Raw genomic sequence first — 18,594 nt, 5'->3', positions numbered from 1 at the left:
TTTATTTTCCTCTAACTTTTAAAAAATTTTCTATTCTTTTTTTGCACTCATCAACCTCTAAAAATTCTAATACTTCAAAAATACTAGGACTTACCGCACTCCCTGTTAAAGCTATGCGTATAGGCTGAGCCAAATCTTTTAACTTTGCTTCTTTTTTTTCTAAAAAATCATTTGTAAAATCTTCAAAATCTTTACCTGTTTTTTGATCTTTAAGTGTATTAGCAAATGCTTGGAGCAATTCTAAATTATTTTTGTTAATAAATTTTTGTACTGCATTTTCATCATAATTTTGCGGTGCATTAACTATACTTTTTGCACCATTGATAATATCATGCAAGGTTTTTGCACGCTCTCTTAATAAATCAAGTAAAAATCCTGCCTTTTCATAAACAGATAAATCAAAGCCAAGATCCTTAAGCTGACGGTTAATCTCTTCAAAAGGCAAAGTTTTAATATAATGAGCGTTAAGCCATTCAAGCTTTTTAACATTATAACAAGATGCGCTTTTATTAATATGATAAGGGTCAAAAAGTTTTTTCAAATCTTCTAATGAAAAAACCTCATCATCACCATGGCTCCAACCTAAACGCACAAGAAAATTAAGCAAAGCTTGAGGTAAAATTCCCATTTCTTTGTATTCCATAACATCAGTTGCCCCATGTCTTTTTGAAAGCTTTTTACCATCTTCTCCATGTATCATAGCCACATGAAAAAATTTAGGAATTTTAAAACCCAATGCCTCATAAAGCACAATTTGTTTAGGAGTATTTGAAAGATGATCATCTCCGCGAATCACATCACTTACCCCCATTAAAGCATCATCAATAACAACAGTAAAATTATAAGTTGGAGTTCCATCACTTCTTGCAATGATAAAATCATCCATTATATCCTCTGCTTTAAATCTCACCTCGCCTTTAACCCCATCTTCAAAAACAATCTCACCGCTTTGAGGTGCTTTAATACGCACAACAGGCTCTATACCCTGAGGTGGCGTGCCTGTAAATTCTCTATATCTTCCATCATATCTTGGGCGCTCTTTGGCAGCTTCTTGCTTGGCGCGCAATTCTTCTAATTCTTCTTTACTCATATAACAATAATACGCTTTACCTTCATCTAAAAGCTTTTTAACATATTCTTTATAAAGATCAAAACGCTCTGATTGGTAAGTTACTTCTCCATCATGTTCTAAACCGCACCATTTAAAAGCTTCGATAATTGCTTTAGTAGCTTCTTTGGAATTTCTTTTTAAATCCGTATCTTCGATACGAAGTAAAAAATTTCCACCATTTTTTCTAGCGTATAAATAATTATAAAGAGCTGTTCTAAGTCCACCTATGTGCAAATACCCTGTTGGGCTTGGAGCAAAACGCGTTGTAAGTTTTTCGTGCATTTTTTGCCTTTTCTTAAATTTTTATTGATATAATGCGATATTTATACTTAAATAAAGGTTTGAAATGAAAAAAATTTTATTAAGTTTTGCATTTTTTGCAAGTTTAGCTAGTGCAAATACCATTAATGCTATAGCCGTAGTTGTAGATAAAGAGCCTATCACAACTTATGATATAGATCAAACTATGAAAGCACTTAAAATTGATAGAAATAAAGCTTTAGGCGTACTCATCAATGAAAAAATGGAAATTTCACAAATGAAACAACTAGGTATTGTAGTCAATGATCTAGAGCTTGATGATGCTATAAATAAAATGCTTACTCAAAACAAAACGACTTTAAATGCTTTCAAAGCAAATTTAAAATCCAAAAATCAAAGCTATGAACAATTTCGTGCAAATTTTAAAAAAGATTTAGAAAAAAGAAAGCTTTATGAAAAAATCGCAAGTATGGCAAAAACTGATTTTAGTGATGATGGAGCAAAAAAATTTTTCGAACAAAATAAAGATAAATTCACTTTTTATACACAAATTAATGCAAATATTTATCTATCAAACAATCCTCAAACTTTAGAAAATATCAAAAATACAAAAAAAACAATCCTTAAACCACAAAATGCATCTTTAAACACAAGTAATGCCGATCCAAGACTTTTAGGGCTTTTATCACAAATTCCTGTTGGAGGCTTTTCCCCTGTTTTAAATGGAAAAAATGGCTATGAACTCTATGAAGTTAAAAGCAAAGATGGGGCACAAACTCCTGAATATGAACAAGTTAAAAATGAAGTTTTAAACGCTTATGTAAGCGAACAAAGACAAAATTTCATACAGGATTATTTTGATAAACTCCGCTCTAAAATCAATATAGAATATTTAAGATAAAAATTACAATTAAAATTTCCCTTTAATAGGGAAATTTTAATGTCTTGCAAGATAATTTGTATCGTAATTATTATTAATAAAATCAGGATTTTCCATCATAGAAAGATGAAAATCTTTGGTTGTTTTTATCCCACTTATAAGCAACTCATCTAAAGCTACTTTCATTTTTGCAATAGCTTTATTACGATCTTCTGCCCAAACTACAAGTTTGCCTATCATAGAATCATAATAAGGAGGCACGCTATAGTCTTGATAACAATGACTTTCCATTCTGACATTGCGTCCTGCGGGTGGAATGTATTTAGTAATCTTACCTGGACTTGGCAAGAAAGTTTTGGAATCTTCGGCTGTGATTCTACATTCTATAGAATGCCCATTTAATTTAATACTTTCTTGAGATGGTAAAGCATAACCTTCTGCTACTTTAATCATTTGTTCTATGATATCAATCCCACTTACCATTTCACTTACACAGTGTTCAACTTGCAAACGCGTATTCATTTCTATAAAATAAAAATCCAAATTTTTATCTACCAAAAACTCAAAAGTTCCCGCACCTTCATATCCTATAGCTTTAGCTGCCTTAATAGCAGTTTCATGAAGTCTAGTGCGTGTTTTTTCATCAAGCAAAATCGCAGGGGATTCTTCTATAAGTTTTTGATGGCGTCTTTGCATAGAACAATCTCTTTCGCCCACATGAATCACATTGCCAAAACTATCTCCTATAACCTGTACTTCTATATGGCGTGGATTTTGTATGTATTTTTCCATATACATAGTTCCATCGCCAAATGCTGTCATAGCCTCGCTTTCAGCCGACCAATACGCTTTTTCAAGATCTTTTTCATTTTCAACCACACGCATACCACGACCACCACCACCTGCAGCTGCTTTTAAAATCACAGGATAACCTATTTCTTTGGCAAGTTTTTTAGCTGCTTCAGCTCCTGCCAAAGCCCCATCGCTTCCTGGGATCACAGGTACGCCTGCTCTTTGCATGACTTGTTTTGCTTTTGATTTATCACTCATTAAATTCATAGCTTCCACAGAAGGACCTATAAATTTGATGTTATGTTTAGCACAAATTTCAACAAAATTTTGATTTTCACTTAAAAATCCGTATCCTGGAAAAATCGCATCTGCTTCAGCAATTTCAGCTGCTGTAATAATGGCTGGGATATTTAAATAGCTTTCAGAACTTCTTGCTTTGCCTATACAAATGCTTGCATCAGCGTATTTTAAATACAAAGCATCTTTATCTGCTTCAGAGTACACACAAATTGCTTTTTTGCCCATTTCTTTAATCGTTCTTAAAGCACGCAGTGCTATTTCTCCACGATTAGCAATTAATATGCTTTTAATTTCCATTTTATAATTTCTCCACCGCAAATAAAGGCATTCCAAATTCTACAGGCTGACCATCAGCAACTAAAATTTCAGCGATCCTACAATCAAATTCCGCTTCAATTTCATTCATGATTTTCATCGCTTCGATAATAGCTATAGTATCGCCTTTTTTAACCGTACTACCTACTTTTACAAAAGGTGCTGCACCTGGACTTGGAGCTTGATAGAAAGTTCCTACCATAGGGCTATTTATACTTGGTTTGTTTGATTTTACACTTTGACTAGGTTGAGCTTCGTTTACAACGCTTACATTGATAGGTTGTGGAGCTGGAACTGGAGGACAAACAGGAGCTGGAACATCGCAGCACATATCTCTTTCAAGTTCTATTTCAAAACCATCTTGTTCTTTGATCTTAATTTTACTAATATTTGCTTCAGCAAAAAGGTTTACTAACTCTTTAATTTCTTCTTTTGTCATAAAATTCTCCTACAAAATTTAAGAACTTAACCTTGTATTATATAAAAAAACTTGAAATTTAACTTTAAAAAAGAAAAAAATCATAAAAAATATAGATTTTTTAGGTTATAATCCTTACAAACAATTACAAATATTAAAAGGTTAAAAATGGGCTTAAAAGCGGATAATTGGATAAGAAAAATGGCATTAGAACACAAGATGATCGAACCATTTTGCGAAGCAAATATAGGAAAAGGTGTGGTAAGCTATGGACTTTCAAGCTATGGTTATGATATACGCGTAGGACGTGAGTTTAAAATTTTTACCAATGTTAATTCAACTGTAGTGGATCCAAAAAATTTCGTAGAAGAAAATGTAGTAGATTTTGAAGGTGATGTATGTATAGTTCCTGCAAATTCTTTTGCCCTAGCTAGAACTATAGAGTATTTTAAAATGCCTGATGATGTCTTAGCTATTTGTCTTGGCAAAAGCACTTATGCAAGATGTGGTATCATCGTCAATGTTACCCCTTTTGAACCAGGTTTTGAAGGACATATTACTATAGAAATTTCAAATACTACGCCTTTACCTGCAAAAATTTATGCTAATGAAGGCATAGCACAAGTGTTGTTTTTACAAGGTGATGAAAAATGTGACACCACTTATAAAGATAAAAAAGGCAAGTATCAAGCTCAAACGGGCATAACCTTGCCAAGAATTTTAAAATAGGAACACTTGTTGCTTTAATTTTAAAAAACTTAAGCAAAGGAAGGCAAAATGTTTAACGGAAAAAATATCTTAATCACGGGCGGAACAGGCTCTTTTGGAAAAACCTATACTAAGGTTTTGCTAGAAAATTATAAACCTAATAAAATCATCATTTATTCTCGTGATGAGCTCAAACAATTTGAAATGGCAAGCGTTTTTAATGCTCCTTGTATGCGTTATTTCATAGGAGATGTAAGAGATAAAGAGCGTTTAAGTGCTGCTATGCGTGATGTGGATTTTGTTATACATGCTGCTGCAATGAAGCATGTGCCTATTGCTGAATATAACCCTATGGAATGTATAAAAACAAACATACACGGTGCGCAAAATGTCATCGACGCTTGTTTTGAAAATGGGGTTAAAAAATGTATCGCTCTTAGTACGGATAAGGCTTGTAATCCTGTAAATTTATACGGTGCAACCAAACTTGCAAGCGATAAGCTTTTTGTCGCTGCAAACAACATAGCAGGTAACAAGCAAACACGCTTTGGTGTTACAAGATATGGCAATGTTGTAGGTTCAAGAGGTTCAGTGGTGCCTTTCTTTAAAAAACTCATCAGCGAAGGAGCTAAAGAACTTCCTATCACCGATACGAGAATGACTCGTTTTTGGATCAGCCTTGAAGATGGAGTAAAATTTGTACTGAGTAATTTTGAAAGAATGCATGGAGGAGAAATCTTTATCCCTAAAATTCCTTCGATGAAAATCACCGATCTAGCCCATGCTCTAGCTCCTAATTTAAGCCATAAAATCATAGGCATAAGAGCAGGAGAAAAACTACATGAAATCATGATTTCAAGCGATGATAGCCATTTAACCTATGAATTTGAAAACTACTATGCTATAAGCCCGAGTATTAAATTTGTAGATAAAGATAATGACTTTAGTATCAATGCCCTAGGCGAAAAAGGGCAAAAGGTAAAAGATGGTTTTTCTTATAGCTCGGATAATAATCCTTTATGGGCAAGCGAAAAAGAACTTTTAGAAATCATCAATCACACCGAGGGTTTTTAAAATGCTTACTTATTCTCATCAAAACATCGATCAAAGCGATATAGATACGCTTACAAAAGCTTTAAAAGATGAAATTTTAACTGGAGGTAAAAAGGTAGATGAATTTGAAGAAGCCCTTTGCGAATATGTGGGCGTAAAACACGCTTGTGTATTAAACTCAGCTACTTCAGCTCTTCATCTTGCCTACACAGCACTAGGTGTCCAAGAAAAAATCGTTTTAACCACTCCTTTAACCTTCGCTGCTACGGCTAATGCAGCCTTGATAGCTGGAGCTAAGGTAGAGTTTATCGACATTAAAAACGATGGCAATATTGACGAAAAAAAACTAGAAGCAAGACTTTTAAAAGATAGTAAAAATATAGGAGCTATTAGCGTGGTGGATTTTGGGGGAAATAGCGTTGAAATAGATGAAATTTCAAGCCTTGCTAAAAAATACAATATCCCTTTAATCGATGATGCAAGCCATGCTTTAGGTGCCTTATATAAAAGTGAAAAAGTAGGAAAAAAAGCCGATCTTTCTATCTTTTCTTTTCATCCTGTTAAACCCATCACTACTTTTGAAGGCGGGGCTGTGGTGAGTGATAATAAAGAGCTTATCACCAAAATCAAGCTTTTAAGAAGCCATGGTATCATTAAAAAAAGGCTTTGGGATAGCGATATGATAGAACTTGGCTATAATTACCGCTTAAGCGATGTTGCTTGTGCTTTAGGGATAAACCAGCTTAAAAAACTCGATCACAATCTTGAAAAAAGAGAAGAAATTGCAAGTTTTTACGATAAAGAATTTGAAAAAAATCCTTATTTTTCCACGATAAAAATCAAAAATTATAAAAAAAGCTCAAGACATTTATACCCTATCTTGCTTTTTCCTGAATTTTATTGTCAAAAAGAAGAACTTTTTGAAAGCTTGCTTCATGCAGGAGTTGGTGTACAGGTGCATTACAAACCTACTTATGAGTTTAGTTTTTATAAAAAACTCTTAGGAGAAATAAAACTCCGAAATGCGGATAATTTTTACAAAGCCGAGCTTAGCATACCTTGTCATCAAGAAATGAATCTAAAAGATGCAAAATTTGTAAAAGATACTTTATTTAGCATTCTTGAAAAAGTTAAAAAGGGATATTGTGAATAAGCTAGACTTTAGAAGCCAAGATTTTAGCCAAACTGGAAAGGCTATGTAATAAACTAGCTTGCGAACTTTTTCCTATCCCTAGAAGCATCACAGGGCAAGGTTTTAGAGATAGCTTAGAAATTTTAAATAAAACTCTGGGCGGGGGGGGGATACTCAAATTTCACTCTATAAAAAGTGGCACAAAGGTTTTTGACTGGATAGTCCCTGATGAATGGAATGTTAAAGAAGCCTATATCATCACCTCAGAAGGAGAAAAAATTTGTGATTTTAAAAAGCATAATTTACACCTTCTAAATTATAGCGAAGCTATCGATAAAGAAATCGAACTTGAATAACTTCAAAATCATCTTTACTCCATAGAAGAAATGCCCGATGCTATTCCTTATGTAACGAGTTATTACAAAAGACGTTGGGGATTTTATCTCACGCATAATAAAAGAAAAAAACTCAAAAAAGGCAAATACAAAGTCTATATCAATGCGAAACATGATGAAAATGGGGTTTTGGATTATGCTGATTTTATCCTACCTAGTACGCAAAATTCAAAAGATGAAATTTTAATTTCAACCTATCTTTGTCATCCTTCCATGGCAAATAATGAGCTTAGTGGTCCTGTGGTGGCTATTTTCCTAGCAAAATGGCTTTTGAGTTTAAAAGAAAGAAGGTATAATTACCGCTTTGTCATCATTCCTGAAACCATAGGCTCTATAGTCTATCTTAGCAAACATTTAGAGCATTTAAAAAAACATGTTAAAGCAGGCTTTGTGCTTTCTTGCTTAGGCGATGATCATGCTTACTCACTCATACACACACCCAAAAAAACACTCTAAGTGATAAAGTTGCCTTGCATACGCTTAAAAATAAAAAAAATTTCAAAGCTTTTAGTTTTTTAGATCGTGGAAGCGATGAAAGACAATACAATGCTCCGCTTGTAAATCTTGGCATTGTAGGAGTATGTCGCACAAGATACCTAGAATACGAACAATACCACACCAGCAAAGATGATCTCAATTTTATCTCTGAAAAAGGTTTAATGGGTGGACTTCAAAGCATACAAGAAATGATTTTAAATCTAGAAATCAACGCTGTATATGAAAACACCATAGTATGCGAACCCAATCTTGGCAAAAGAGGACTATATCATACCCTTAGCACTGCCAATGACATTCCTTTAGCTTGTAATTTTCTAGCTTACTGTGATGGAGAGAATGATATCATCGATATAGCCAATATCTTAAATATGCAAGCTTATGAATTTAAAGAACTTTTGAAAAAAATAAAATTTTATGGACTAGTAAAATGAAATATTTTTTAGAACACAATGACAAAAAATACTCCGATAAGGATTTAATAGATGCTTTTTATCAACTAGGTATAAAAAGAGGCGATATTTTATGTGTACATACAGAACTTTTTAAATTTGGCATACCTTTGCTTTCTAGAAATGAATTTTTACAGACTATACTCAATTGTTTTTTTGAAGTTATAGGTCAGGAAGGCACTTTGATCATGCCAACCTTTACTTATAGTTTTTGCAAAAATGAAGTTTATGACAAAATAAATTCCAAAACAAAAATGGGAGCATTAAATAAATATTTTCGCAAACAAACAGGAGTAAAACGCACAAACGATCCTATATTTTCTTTTGCTATAAAAGGAGCAAAAGAAGAATTATTTTTAAAAGATACAACAAGTTGTTTTGGGGAAAATTGTGTTTATGAAGTTTTAGCCAAAGAGAATGGAAAATATATAATTTTTGGTTTAAATGAAGGGCACGCTCTAGTTCATTACGCAGAAGAAAAAAATACAACTTTTTGTAGATATTTTAAAAATTTTAAAGGTATTTTAATAAACGAAAAAAGGAAAGAAAAAACAATAACTATTGACTACTACGTTAGAGATTTGCAACAGTCTTATTTATGCGATATTAATAAAATTAATCCTATAATTCAAGAAACGCAAAATTATAAAAAAATAAATTTTGCTAAAAATTTTATAGAAATTTATAATACTAGAGAATATGTTCAAGCAATATGTCAAGCCTTAACCAATGATAAATTAGCCATATATAAGAAAGATCGATAATGAAACAATTTTATGAAATTTTAGAAAATATACTTGAAACCAAAGTAGATGAAAATACAAATTTAAGCATGGAAAACTGCAAGAACTGGACTTCTTTAGCTCATATTGATATCATCATGAGTTTAGAAGAAGAATTTGAAATCAAATTTAGCAAAGATGAATTAAGTCAGCTAAAATCTCAAAATGAACTTTTAAAAGCTATTAAGGAGAAATTATGTTAAAAAAACTAAAAAACTATTTAAACTCATAGAAGAAAAAAATGCTTTGCATAAAAAATGTTTAGATGGATTGCAACTTTCAGATGAAGAATATAATGATTTAGAAAAACTTATCATCTATTATAAAGATACATTAAACATCAATCTAGAAGAACAAGCTAAAAGTTATATAGTTGTACTCAATGACACTCTAGAAGAAACTAAATATTTTATAGAATTTGGAAAATATAGATATAGCACTTTAGCAGAAGTAAAAAATATGGTATATTTCAATGAAAATTATATGAAGCAATACATGGTGGGACTTGCTATATCTTCTTTTATTTGGAATGCTCATATTGAAGTTAGAAGATATTTTGCTAAATATATAGATAAAAAACAAGATCGAAAAAGCACTTATCTTGAAATCGGTCCTGGTCATGGAGAATTTTTTGTTAAAGCACTAAGAAGTCAAAAAATTTATAGAATATTATGGAATAGATATTTCTCCTATAAGTTGTCAAATGAGCAAAGATATGGTAGAAAATCAATTTGGAGCAATTAATCAAAATAATTTTAAATGTGATTTTATATGTAAAGATTTCACTAAATGCAATTTCAACAATAAAGCAGATTTAGTTGTAATGGGAGAAGTCTTGGAGCACGTAGAACAACCTTTACAGTTTATGAAAGATGTAAAAACTTTACTGAATGATGGTGGAGAAATTTTTGCAACCATCCCTATCAACGCTCCTGCTATTGACCATATTTATTTATTTTCCCATCCTGATGAAGTTAAAGATTTGCTTAAAAATGCAGGTTTAAAAATCAAAGAATGCGAATATTTTATGGCAAATAATTATTCTTTAGAAAAAGCATTAAAAACAAAAAATGCCATTGTTATGGCAGTGGTTTTGGAAAAATAATGAATCTTTTTTCACCTCATTTAAAACGCAATGAGCTTATAAAATTTGCCAAAGAATTAGACTTTAGTAAAAGTCAAGATCTTCTTATTAATATCCATAGAAATCATACTTTTGAAGGAGTGCAAAGCATCATTGCTCCTTTTTTACATTTTGCTAATTTAAGAGCTGAGTTTAATTTCAGCTCTTATGATGATAGCTTGAGTTTTGATAACTTTAAATAAGCTAGTTTAGAACTTTTATGGCTAGATTTAACCCGCTATAAAAATAATGTGCAAAATTTTATAGAAGAAAGACTTTTAGAACTAAGAAAAATTTCACAAAACCCTATTTTAGTTCTTAGTTTAGGAGAATTTAAAACAGATAAAAAAATTTTAAATTGTGAAATTTTTAACATAGAAAAACTCATAAAAGAGTATTTTGATGAAGAAGATATTTTAGACTTAGCTAAAGAAGAACTTACAGGCTCTAAGCTTAATAATAAAGCCTTGATTTTCTTGGCACAAATTTTAGGACTTAGTCTCATCCCTGCACTTGTAAAACCCGCTCTTAAAGCTCTTGTACTTGATCTTGATAATACCTTGTATCAAGGAATTTTAGGTGAAGAGGGTATAGATAATCTTAATTTAAGTCCTTTGCACAAAACCTTACAAGAAAAAATTAAAACTTTTAAAAAACAAGGGTTTTTACTTGCCCTAGCTTCAAAAAATGAAGAAAAAGACGCAAAAAAACTTTTTGAAATAAGGAAAGATTTCATCTTACAATGGGATGATTTTGATGCTAGAATGATCAATTGGGAGCCAAAAGGTGAAAATATCTTAAAAATTGCTAAAAAATTTAATATAAATACTAACGCTATGCTTTTTATAGATGATAATATCGCCGAGCTTGAAAATACCAAAATTACAGGCGTTAAAACACTTTTATGCGATGAAAATATACTTTATAAAATCAAACTTTTTCCTAATCTTTTAAAACTTTCAAATTACCAAAGAAGATCAAATTCGTGCCAAAGATATAGCAGCCAATGCTTTAAGAGAAGAGCTTAAAAGCTTAAGCGATGAAGAATATTTTCAAAATCTTGAAATCAGCTTAAATTTTAGCAAAAATGATCTGCAAAATATCCCTCGCATTAGCGAACTTTTAGGCAAAACCAATCAATTTATCGCTAATTACACACGCTTAAATCAAGAAAAAGTCGCACAACACATGCAAAAAGAACTCATTGTAAGTGTGAGCATGAGTGATAAATTAAGCGATAGTGGGATTATCGCTATTTTTGTTTTTTCTCGCAAAGAAGGAAATTTATTTATCGATGATCTTTGCATTTCTTGTAGGGCTTTAGGTAGAAAACTTGAAACTAGAATGTTTTTTAAAGCCTTTGAACTAGCTTTACATTTCTTTGATCTTAAAAACAATAATGCAAGGCTTTACTATCAAAAAGGCGAAAGAAATATGCCATTTTTAAGCTTTTTAGAACAAATTTCTAAAGAAATTGAAAAAAACTCAGCCCTTGTTTCATTTCAAAATTTAAACTTTAAAGGACTTATAATCCATGAAAACTAGATTTGATAAAGCCAAAATTTCAGGCATTTGCGTAAGCGTACCTGAACATAAAATTTGCATTGATGATGAGTTAGAAAGCGTTTTTTCAAATGATATTAAAACCCTTAAAAGAATGAAAAAAGTCATAGGCTTAAACACGCGTTATATTTGTGATGAAAACACTTGTGTAAGCGATCTTGGCAAACACGCAGCCAATACACTTTTACAAGGTTTAAATATAGATAAAAATAGCCTTGACGCACTCATCGTAGTAACTCAAAGTCCTAATTTTTTCATGCCTTCTACGGCTTGTTATTTACACCAACTTTTAAATTTAAGCCCTAAAACCATAGCTTTTGATTTAGGACAAGCTTGTGCAGGGTATTTATACGGCTTATTTGTCGCTCATTCTTTAATACAAAGTGGCTTAGGTAAAATTTTGCTCGTTTGTGGGGATACTTTAAGCAAATTCATCCATCCTAAAAATATGAATTTAGCTCCAATTTTTGGCGATGGAGTAAGTGCAACTTTGATTGAAAAAACGGATTTTAATGAAACCTTTTTTGAACTTGGAAGCGATGGAAGACATTTTGATAAACTCATCATTCCAAAAGGTGCGATGAGAATACCTAAAGCAGATATTTTTAACGATGATTCGCTCATGCAAACTGAGGAGTTTAGACAATTAGAAAATCCTTATATGGACGGAGCAAATATTTTTAATATGGCTTTAGAATGCGAACCTAAAAGCTTTAAAGAAATTTTAGAATTTTCTAAAGTAGATGAAAAAGACATTGCTTTTCATCTTTTTCATTAATCTAATGCGTATTTGGTTGATTGTATTAAAGAAGAGTTAAAACTTAATGATGATAAAGTTCCTAATTTCATCATGGAAAAATACGCTAATTTAAGCGCTTGTTCACTACCTGCCCTACTTTGTGAACTAGATACTCCAAAAGAATTTAAAGCGAGTTTGAGTGCTTTTGGTACAGGGCTTAGCTGGGGAAGTGCCGTGCTAAATTTCAAGGATTTATACACAAAAGATATTTTAATTTACACAAAGGAGAAATAATGACAAAAACTGAATTTTTAGAAGAGCTTAAAGAAGCTATGCATAGAGATGAAGACTTAAATGAAGATATGCTACTTGATGATATAGACGAGTGGGATAGTTTGGCTTTTGTATCTGTGATGGTGCTTTATAAAAATCTTTTTGCTTTAAAAATCACAGCCGAGGACTTGAAAAATTGTCAAAAAGTAAGTGATTTAATCAATTTAGCAAAGCTTGATTAAAACCTTTAAGGTTTTAATCTTTTATCGTTAATTCAAATTTATCTCCCACATCTTTAAACATAAACACTTTATTTCCACAAGGATAAGAGATGGAATTTTCTTGCATGAAAGATTTTCTTTTTTGCAATTTTTCAAGCATTAAAGGAAGTTCTTTTCTAAATAAGGCTTTATCAGGTATACCACAACCATGATCTAAATTTTTAATAAATTTTCCATCAATTTTATTTTCATCTATCAAATTTAAGCTTACATCGTAACCTAAAATTTTTAATATTTGCATGGTTTGTTGTTTAAAATTGGCAGGCGTTAGAGGATCTTTATCGCTATGATAACTCACATAAATAATATTTTTATTTTTTTGACTTTGTAAAATTAAATGATCTTTATTTAACAATGTTCTAATAAAATAATTTTCATTATTAAAAAAATAAGGTGAATTTTCTTTACGCGTCCAGTGGGTTTTTAGAAAACAACTCACAAAAAAATGATCGCCCTGCATATACATATCCCCATTAGTATCTTTGCTTTTAAATTCCAACTCTCTACCAATAATATAATTAAGCGGTGGAACAGCCGAACCCGAATTATCAATCACACCATCCACATACCAAGGAGCTATCTTTGCTATGAGCAAGGCTAAGTATCCTCCATAAGACCCCCCCCCCATAAATTTTTGGTAAATCTGCAAGTTTTGGAAAGCGTTTAACTAGATCTTTTAAAGCATTGATATGATCAATAGCTGCCATAATGCCAAAATTTTGATATTCTCCACGCGAAGGAATAAAAGTTGCACTTAGTCTTTCTTCAAAATCATAAGGCAATCGATTTAACATTTTTATTCTGTCATAATCTCGCTCAAATATTCACAATGACTAACTACAGTATTATTGGCTAATTGATCACATGGAATATTGTATTTACGAAGCACTTTTTCTATTAATTTTAAATCATCTTTTGTAAAATCTGCTAATGTTGAATACTTTTCAACATCCGAACGCCTTTGACAAAAACAATGATAAAAAACATGCACTGCTACAACATCAAAATTTTTAGCAATATAATTTCTATAAGAGTCTAAAAAATATATATTTGCATTGGCTCCATAACCTCCTATTATAAAAACTATAGCTTTAATCTCTTTTTCATCATCATAACTTATACGGTATTCAAGTTTGCTAGTTCTTTTTATATTTAATTCTACATCATCACAAGAATCAATTTCAAAGCTTTGGTTTATGAGTATATAAAGGCCTTTTTTATTAATTTATCGATATTATATTACAAAAAATTAAAAAGGTAAATCATGACAACTCATATCTATGATTTTTTAGAAAAAAGTTTAATCAAATTTAGCGAAAAAACTGCTTTTGTAGAACCCTTTGCCAAAAAAAGAAAGGAAATCACTTACAAAGACTTTGATCTCTTTTCTAAAAAACTAGCCAGTGAAATTTTAAAAACTTTAGGAAATGATAATCCTACTCAAGCTCCTGTTTTAATCATCTTGCCTAAAGGGATTGATTGTTTGATTTCATTTTTTGGAGTAGCACTCAGTGGAAATTTTTATACACTTTTAGATGAAAAAAGTCCTAAAGAAAGAGTAGAAAAAGTTATAGAAGTTTTAAAACCTAAACTTTTTATCACTTCAAAGGACTTAAATTTTAACTTAGATTTACCTACGCTTTATACACAAGACTTTGAAAGTTTTAATATAGATGAGAGTTTAATAAAGCATGCCAAAGAAAAACATATAGATACTAATTTACTCTATGTTTTCTTTACAAGTGGGAGCACAGGCATTCCTAAAGGAGTAAGCATAGCACATAGGAGTGTGATTGATTATACTTTTTGGGTGTGTGAGACTTTTAAATTTGATGAGAATGAAATTTTAGCCAATCAAGCGCCATTTTATTTTGACAATAGCATTTTAGATATTTTTTCAAGTGTAAAATCAGGAGCGACTTTACACCTTTTACCTAATCATCTTTTTGCCTTTCCAAATAAAATTTTAGAATGTCTTGAAAAAGAAAAAGTAAGCACTATATTTTGGGTACCTTCGGTGCTGATTTATTTTGCAAATACTGAGGCTTTAAATAATTTTAGTTTAAATGCCTTAAAAAAGATACTTTTTTGTGGTGAAATCATGCCCAATAAACAGCTAAATATTTGGCGTAAACACTTACCCAATGCCTTATTTGCCAACCTTTATGGTCCAACAGAAATCACTGATGTGTGTTCTTTTTATATCATCAATCGCACTTTTAAAGATGAAGAACTTTTACCCATAGGCAAAGCATGTAAAAACACAGAACTTTTAGTTTTTGATGAAAATATGAATTTCATAAGTCCTAAACAAATAGGTATTAAAGGGGAGCTTTTTGTGCGTGGAACTTCTTTGTCTTTAGGGTATTATAATGACAAAGAAAAAAGCAAACAAGCTTTTATTCAAAATCCTTTACATGATAATTATTTAGATTTACTCTATAAAACAGGAGATATCGTTTCTTATAATGAATTTGGAGAGCTTTTATGCTACGGAAGAGCAGATAATCAGATAAAATATATGGGACACAGAATAGAACTTGGAGAAATAGAAAGCGTGATAAATTCCCATGCGAATATTAAAAATAGTGCTTGTATTTTTAAAGAAGATATTATTTGTTTTTATGAAAGTGAAGAAGAGATTGATCTTAAAGCTTTTTTAAAAGATAAATTACCTTCTTATATGATCCCAAAAAATTTTATTAAACTCGACAAATTTAAGCTTAATCAAAATGGTAAAATTGATAGAAAGGTTTTAAAAGAACTTGTTTAAAAAAGCTTTTTATAAAGGATTTAAGTTAAGTAATTACTATGACAATTTTGGTACAATTGAAGAAAAAATTTTAAAACAGGAATTTATTTTACAAAAATATAAAAACAATAATTTTTTCTTTTTTAATCGTGTAGATAATTTACTATATTATTTTATCAATGATTTACAGAATTTTAATTTAAAGGCTAATTATATAAAAATCTTAACCAAAACCGATAGGCAACTTTTACAACATAATGATTTTTTAAAACTCAATCATTTTAAAGAAATACTCAATTATAAACAAATGATACTCAAAAAAGATGAGATAAAATTAAAAAAATTTACCTTTATCTCTAAAGCTTCACATGAAGATAGCAAGGAAATTTATAGCTTTTTCAGAAAATATTTTAATCAATATTTGTTTTATTTTTCGCACAAAAATCTTGAAGAAAAAATATCTGATATACTTATCTATAAAGAAAATCAAAAAATTCGCGCTGCTTTGATCTATACTCAAACTCTCAATACAAATTTTTTAGATTTTATAGCCGTAGACAGAAATTTAAAACATAAAAATGTAGCTTTTGCTTTACTAAATCATTATTTTGCAGCCAATACTCAAAATAAATTCTTTAAACTTTTTGTAGAAGAAAAAAATCAAAAAGCCATTAATTTTTATAAAAGGGCGGGTTTTTGTTTTAATCATATTAATTTAAAATTTTATAGGAATTTCTAATGACTTACTCATATATTTACATCATAGGCACAGGCAAAGTAGCCAAAGAATGCCAAAAAATAGCTAATGATTTTTTCAGACAAGAAGTAAATTTTGTAAAAAATATAGAAAATTTAGATGATTTCTTTAAAAATCTTAAAAATTGCCTTATTATTAGTGCTAATAATTTTTATATTTTCAAAAAAGAATGTATTCAAAAAAATACTATTATTAATTACCACAACGCATTATTACCTTTTCACAGAGGATGTAATGCACATATTTGGAGTATATGGGAAAACGATAAAAAAACAGGTATTACTTGGCATATGGTTAAAGAAAGTATAGATACAGGTGATATTTTAGTTCAAAAAGAAATAAAACTTGATAATAATTGTACTGCTTTAAGTCTTTTAAACGCTCAACACAAACTTGCTCTAACTTTATTTAGAGAAGCTTTAGAAATTTTAAAAAATAAAGCTTTTAAAATGCAAATTTCAGGGGGGGGGGTATCACAAAAAATTATCTTTACCAAATAATGGTTATTTAGATCTTACTTGGAATAAAGAAAAAATTTCTCGCTTTTTAAGAGCTATGGACTGCGGTGCCTTAAGCGGAGTTCCTAAAGCTAGATTAGAAATATTAGGTGAAGAAAGAGAAATTTTATTTTATGAAATCAATGAGCTTGATTTAATTTTAAATTTAAGCGATAATGTCATTTTAAAAATCACAAAGGAATAAAATGCAAGAAATCAAACAATTTTTTATCAATATAGAAAGAACAGATATCAATGAGAGTATGGAAAATCTAGTAAGTGAAGATTTTATCGATAGTATCGATATCATGGCTTTGGTTGCCGAAATAGAAAAATTTTATAAAAAACCCTTAAAAGCAGAATTTATCACACCTGAAAATTTTGAAAGCTTTGAAAATATCAAAAAAATGCTTGAACTTGCAATGAAAGACTAATCTTTCCTTGCAAGTTCAAGCTGTTCTTTTAAAGAACTGATGATTTCATTTTTAGAAACAATAATTTGTGCTATAAAATCCGCCACATCATCCCAATCTTTACTTAGCATATGGGTTAAAGTATAATTTTGTTCATATTCTTCCCAATTCACAGGAGTAAAAAGAGAATTTTTATGCGGGAAATATTTGTTTTTTACCCATTCAAGTGAAGAAGCAAAATAATCCACATAAGCTTTAGCAATATCTTTTTGCACTGCAAATTTTAATCTTTTTTCTTTGCTGCCTTCAAATTTTCTTCTTGCCATAAAAAGCAAAGAATTAAGATTATCCTGCTTTAAATCTTTTTGATTTAATCTTGACATAAGCTCCATTCCTAAAAGATTAAAACTTTCATTTTTGGTTTGTTTTAAAACAAAACTCTCATCCCATTCAAGTCCTAAATGATAAACAAAATCCTTAAGTAAAGTCCCTCCTACATAATCCTCCCTTAGAAGTCTTACTATCAAATTTTCTTCTCCAAATACCTCAGCATGAGTTTTGCAAATCCATTCATAGTCAAAAATATATTTTCTAGGATGATCTTGCGGAGCAAAATCAGCAGAATAATACCCCATATTGTTTTTATGATCTTGAGAACAATGTGAGTTTAAATAACCCAAAGTATCTCTAAAATACACAATAATATAAATTTGAGTAAAACCTAACTCTCTCATAATCTTTTCTAAAATTTCTACATGTTTTTTGGTAGAAAAATCCCAAACTATACCCTCAGCTGAAAAAATAAATTTTTATCTTTATGTAAAGCACTTTCGCTTTTAAAATTTTCTATAGCTCTAAGAAGTCTTTCATTTGTGATATGACTTAAAATACTCTCTTTTTGCAAAATATCTTCTTTTTGAACTAGTTCTAAAACCATATCTACCAAAGCCCAATGCCTATTTGCCACTCTAAGGCTTTTTGGATAAATATAGCCTTTTTTTTAAAAGCCTTTCTTCGTTTTGCATCAAGAAGCCTTGTTTTTCTTGATTTCCTGTATTAGTAGTTCCTATATGTAAATATGCTGTCATTTTATATCCTTTCT

The 18,594-nt window shown here is 30.5% G+C and carries 13 protein-coding genes and 7 pseudogenes; 15 read left to right on the top strand and 5 right to left on the bottom strand.

Annotated features, from left to right (window positions below; all coding sequences use genetic code 11):
- Nucleotide 1 precedes the first annotated feature (1 nt).
- Complete coding sequence (gene gltX, locus FBF15_RS03065) at nt 2-1,393, bottom strand: glutamate--tRNA ligase (protein WP_002874415.1); 1,392 nt, start codon at nt 1,391-1,393, stop codon at nt 2-4.
- 64 nt (nt 1,394-1,457) lie between these two features.
- On the opposite strand from gltX, the gene salC reads away from it, so the two are divergent.
- Nucleotides 1,458-2,273, top strand: coding sequence for a peptidylprolyl isomerase SalC (gene salC / locus FBF15_RS03060; RefSeq protein WP_038816874.1), 816 nt, complete (start codon nt 1,458-1,460; stop codon nt 2,271-2,273).
- Nucleotides 2,274-2,309: 36 nt separating this feature from the next.
- On the opposite strand, the gene FBF15_RS03055 is transcribed toward salC, so the two are convergent.
- Both FBF15_RS03055 and accB read right to left on the bottom strand, forming a co-directional pair.
- Complete coding sequence (locus FBF15_RS03055) at nt 2,310-3,641, bottom strand: acetyl-CoA carboxylase biotin carboxylase subunit (protein WP_002854112.1); 1,332 nt, start codon at nt 3,639-3,641, stop codon at nt 2,310-2,312.
- A gap of 1 nt (nt 3,642) precedes the next feature.
- Nucleotides 3,643-4,098: an acetyl-CoA carboxylase biotin carboxyl carrier protein gene (accB, locus tag FBF15_RS03050; RefSeq protein ID WP_002853623.1), complete on the bottom strand. Its 456-nt coding sequence runs from the start codon at nt 4,096-4,098 to the stop codon at nt 3,643-3,645.
- A 147-nt stretch (nt 4,099-4,245) separates the two neighbouring features.
- Between accB and dcd the strand changes: the two genes are divergently transcribed.
- The 10 genes and pseudogenes from dcd (at nt 4,246) to FBF15_RS02995 (ending at nt 13,034) form a co-directional block, all read left to right on the top strand.
- Nucleotides 4,246-4,806: a dCTP deaminase gene (gene dcd / locus FBF15_RS03045; protein WP_002869981.1), complete on the top strand. Its 561-nt coding sequence runs from the start codon at nt 4,246-4,248 to the stop codon at nt 4,804-4,806.
- Between the two features lie 48 nt (nt 4,807-4,854).
- Nucleotides 4,855-5,859, top strand: a complete 1,005-nt coding sequence (gene pseB, locus FBF15_RS03040; protein ID WP_038816875.1) for a UDP-N-acetylglucosamine 4,6-dehydratase (inverting) — start codon at nt 4,855-4,857, stop codon at nt 5,857-5,859.
- 1 nt (nt 5,860) lies between these two features.
- Complete coding sequence (gene pseC / locus FBF15_RS03035) at nt 5,861-6,991, top strand: UDP-4-amino-4,6-dideoxy-N-acetyl-beta-L-altrosamine transaminase (protein WP_038816876.1); 1,131 nt, start codon at nt 5,861-5,863, stop codon at nt 6,989-6,991.
- Nucleotides 6,984-8,294, top strand: a pseudogene (locus FBF15_RS03025) (DUF4910 domain-containing protein). Before pseC ends, FBF15_RS03025 begins: the two are co-directional and overlap by 8 nt.
- Nucleotides 8,291-9,076, top strand: a complete 786-nt coding sequence (locus FBF15_RS03020; RefSeq protein ID WP_052773645.1) for an AAC(3) family N-acetyltransferase — start codon at nt 8,291-8,293, stop codon at nt 9,074-9,076. Before FBF15_RS03025 ends, FBF15_RS03020 begins: the two are co-directional and overlap by 4 nt.
- A complete protein-coding gene (locus FBF15_RS03015; protein ID WP_032591391.1) occupies nt 9,073-9,297 on the top strand; it encodes an acyl carrier protein in 225 nt (74 codons plus the stop codon). The genes FBF15_RS03020 and FBF15_RS03015 overlap by 4 nt, the downstream gene beginning before the upstream one ends.
- A 25-nt stretch (nt 9,298-9,322) precedes the next feature.
- Nucleotides 9,323-10,199 (top strand): annotated as a pseudogene (locus FBF15_RS03010) (class I SAM-dependent methyltransferase).
- Nucleotides 10,199-11,762, top strand: a pseudogene (locus tag FBF15_RS03005) (HAD family hydrolase). Before FBF15_RS03010 ends, FBF15_RS03005 begins: the two co-directional pseudogenes overlap by 1 nt.
- A pseudogene (locus FBF15_RS03000) lies at nt 11,752-12,813 on the top strand (beta-ketoacyl-ACP synthase III). The pseudogenes FBF15_RS03005 and FBF15_RS03000 overlap by 11 nt, the downstream one beginning before the upstream one ends.
- Nucleotides 12,813-13,034 (top strand): acyl carrier protein, encoded by a 222-nt coding sequence (locus tag FBF15_RS02995; RefSeq protein ID WP_002777644.1) that lies wholly within the window; start codon nt 12,813-12,815, stop codon nt 13,032-13,034. Before FBF15_RS03000 ends, FBF15_RS02995 begins: the two are co-directional and overlap by 1 nt.
- 13 nt (nt 13,035-13,047) lie before the next feature.
- Here the strand turns inward: FBF15_RS02995 and FBF15_RS09615 are convergent.
- A pseudogene (locus FBF15_RS09615) lies at nt 13,048-14,277 on the bottom strand (DUF2920 family protein).
- A gap of 60 nt (nt 14,278-14,337) precedes the next feature.
- On the opposite strand from FBF15_RS09615, the gene FBF15_RS02985 reads away from it, so the two are divergent.
- The 4 genes and pseudogenes from FBF15_RS02985 (at nt 14,338) to FBF15_RS02970 (ending at nt 17,513) form a co-directional block, all read left to right on the top strand.
- The gene (locus tag FBF15_RS02985; RefSeq protein WP_165434553.1) at nt 14,338-15,846 is read left to right on the top strand and encodes an AMP-binding protein; all 1,509 of its coding nucleotides are present in this window, start codon (nt 14,338-14,340) and stop codon (nt 15,844-15,846) included.
- Complete coding sequence (locus tag FBF15_RS02980) at nt 15,839-16,564, top strand: GNAT family N-acetyltransferase (RefSeq protein ID WP_002838787.1); 726 nt, start codon at nt 15,839-15,841, stop codon at nt 16,562-16,564. The genes FBF15_RS02985 and FBF15_RS02980 overlap by 8 nt, the downstream gene beginning before the upstream one ends.
- Nucleotides 16,564-17,284, top strand: a pseudogene (locus FBF15_RS02975) (formyltransferase family protein). The gene FBF15_RS02980 and the pseudogene FBF15_RS02975 overlap by 1 nt, the downstream one beginning before the upstream one ends.
- 1 nt (nt 17,285) lies before the next feature.
- Nucleotides 17,286-17,513, top strand: a complete 228-nt coding sequence (locus tag FBF15_RS02970) for a hypothetical protein (protein WP_002838785.1) — start codon at nt 17,286-17,288, stop codon at nt 17,511-17,513.
- Here FBF15_RS02970 and FBF15_RS02965 read toward each other — a convergent pair.
- A pseudogene (locus FBF15_RS02965) lies at nt 17,510-18,580 on the bottom strand (acyl carrier protein). The gene FBF15_RS02970 and the pseudogene FBF15_RS02965 overlap by 4 nt on opposite strands.
- Nucleotides 18,581-18,594: the final 14 nt, after the last annotated feature.

Origin of the sequence: Campylobacter sp. CFSAN093233 (assembly GCF_011068165.1) — a bacterium.
Taxonomy (GTDB): Bacteria; Campylobacterota; Campylobacteria; order Campylobacterales; family Campylobacteraceae; genus Campylobacter_D; species Campylobacter_D jejuni.
This window is presented reverse-complemented; position numbering and strand designations above follow the sequence as displayed.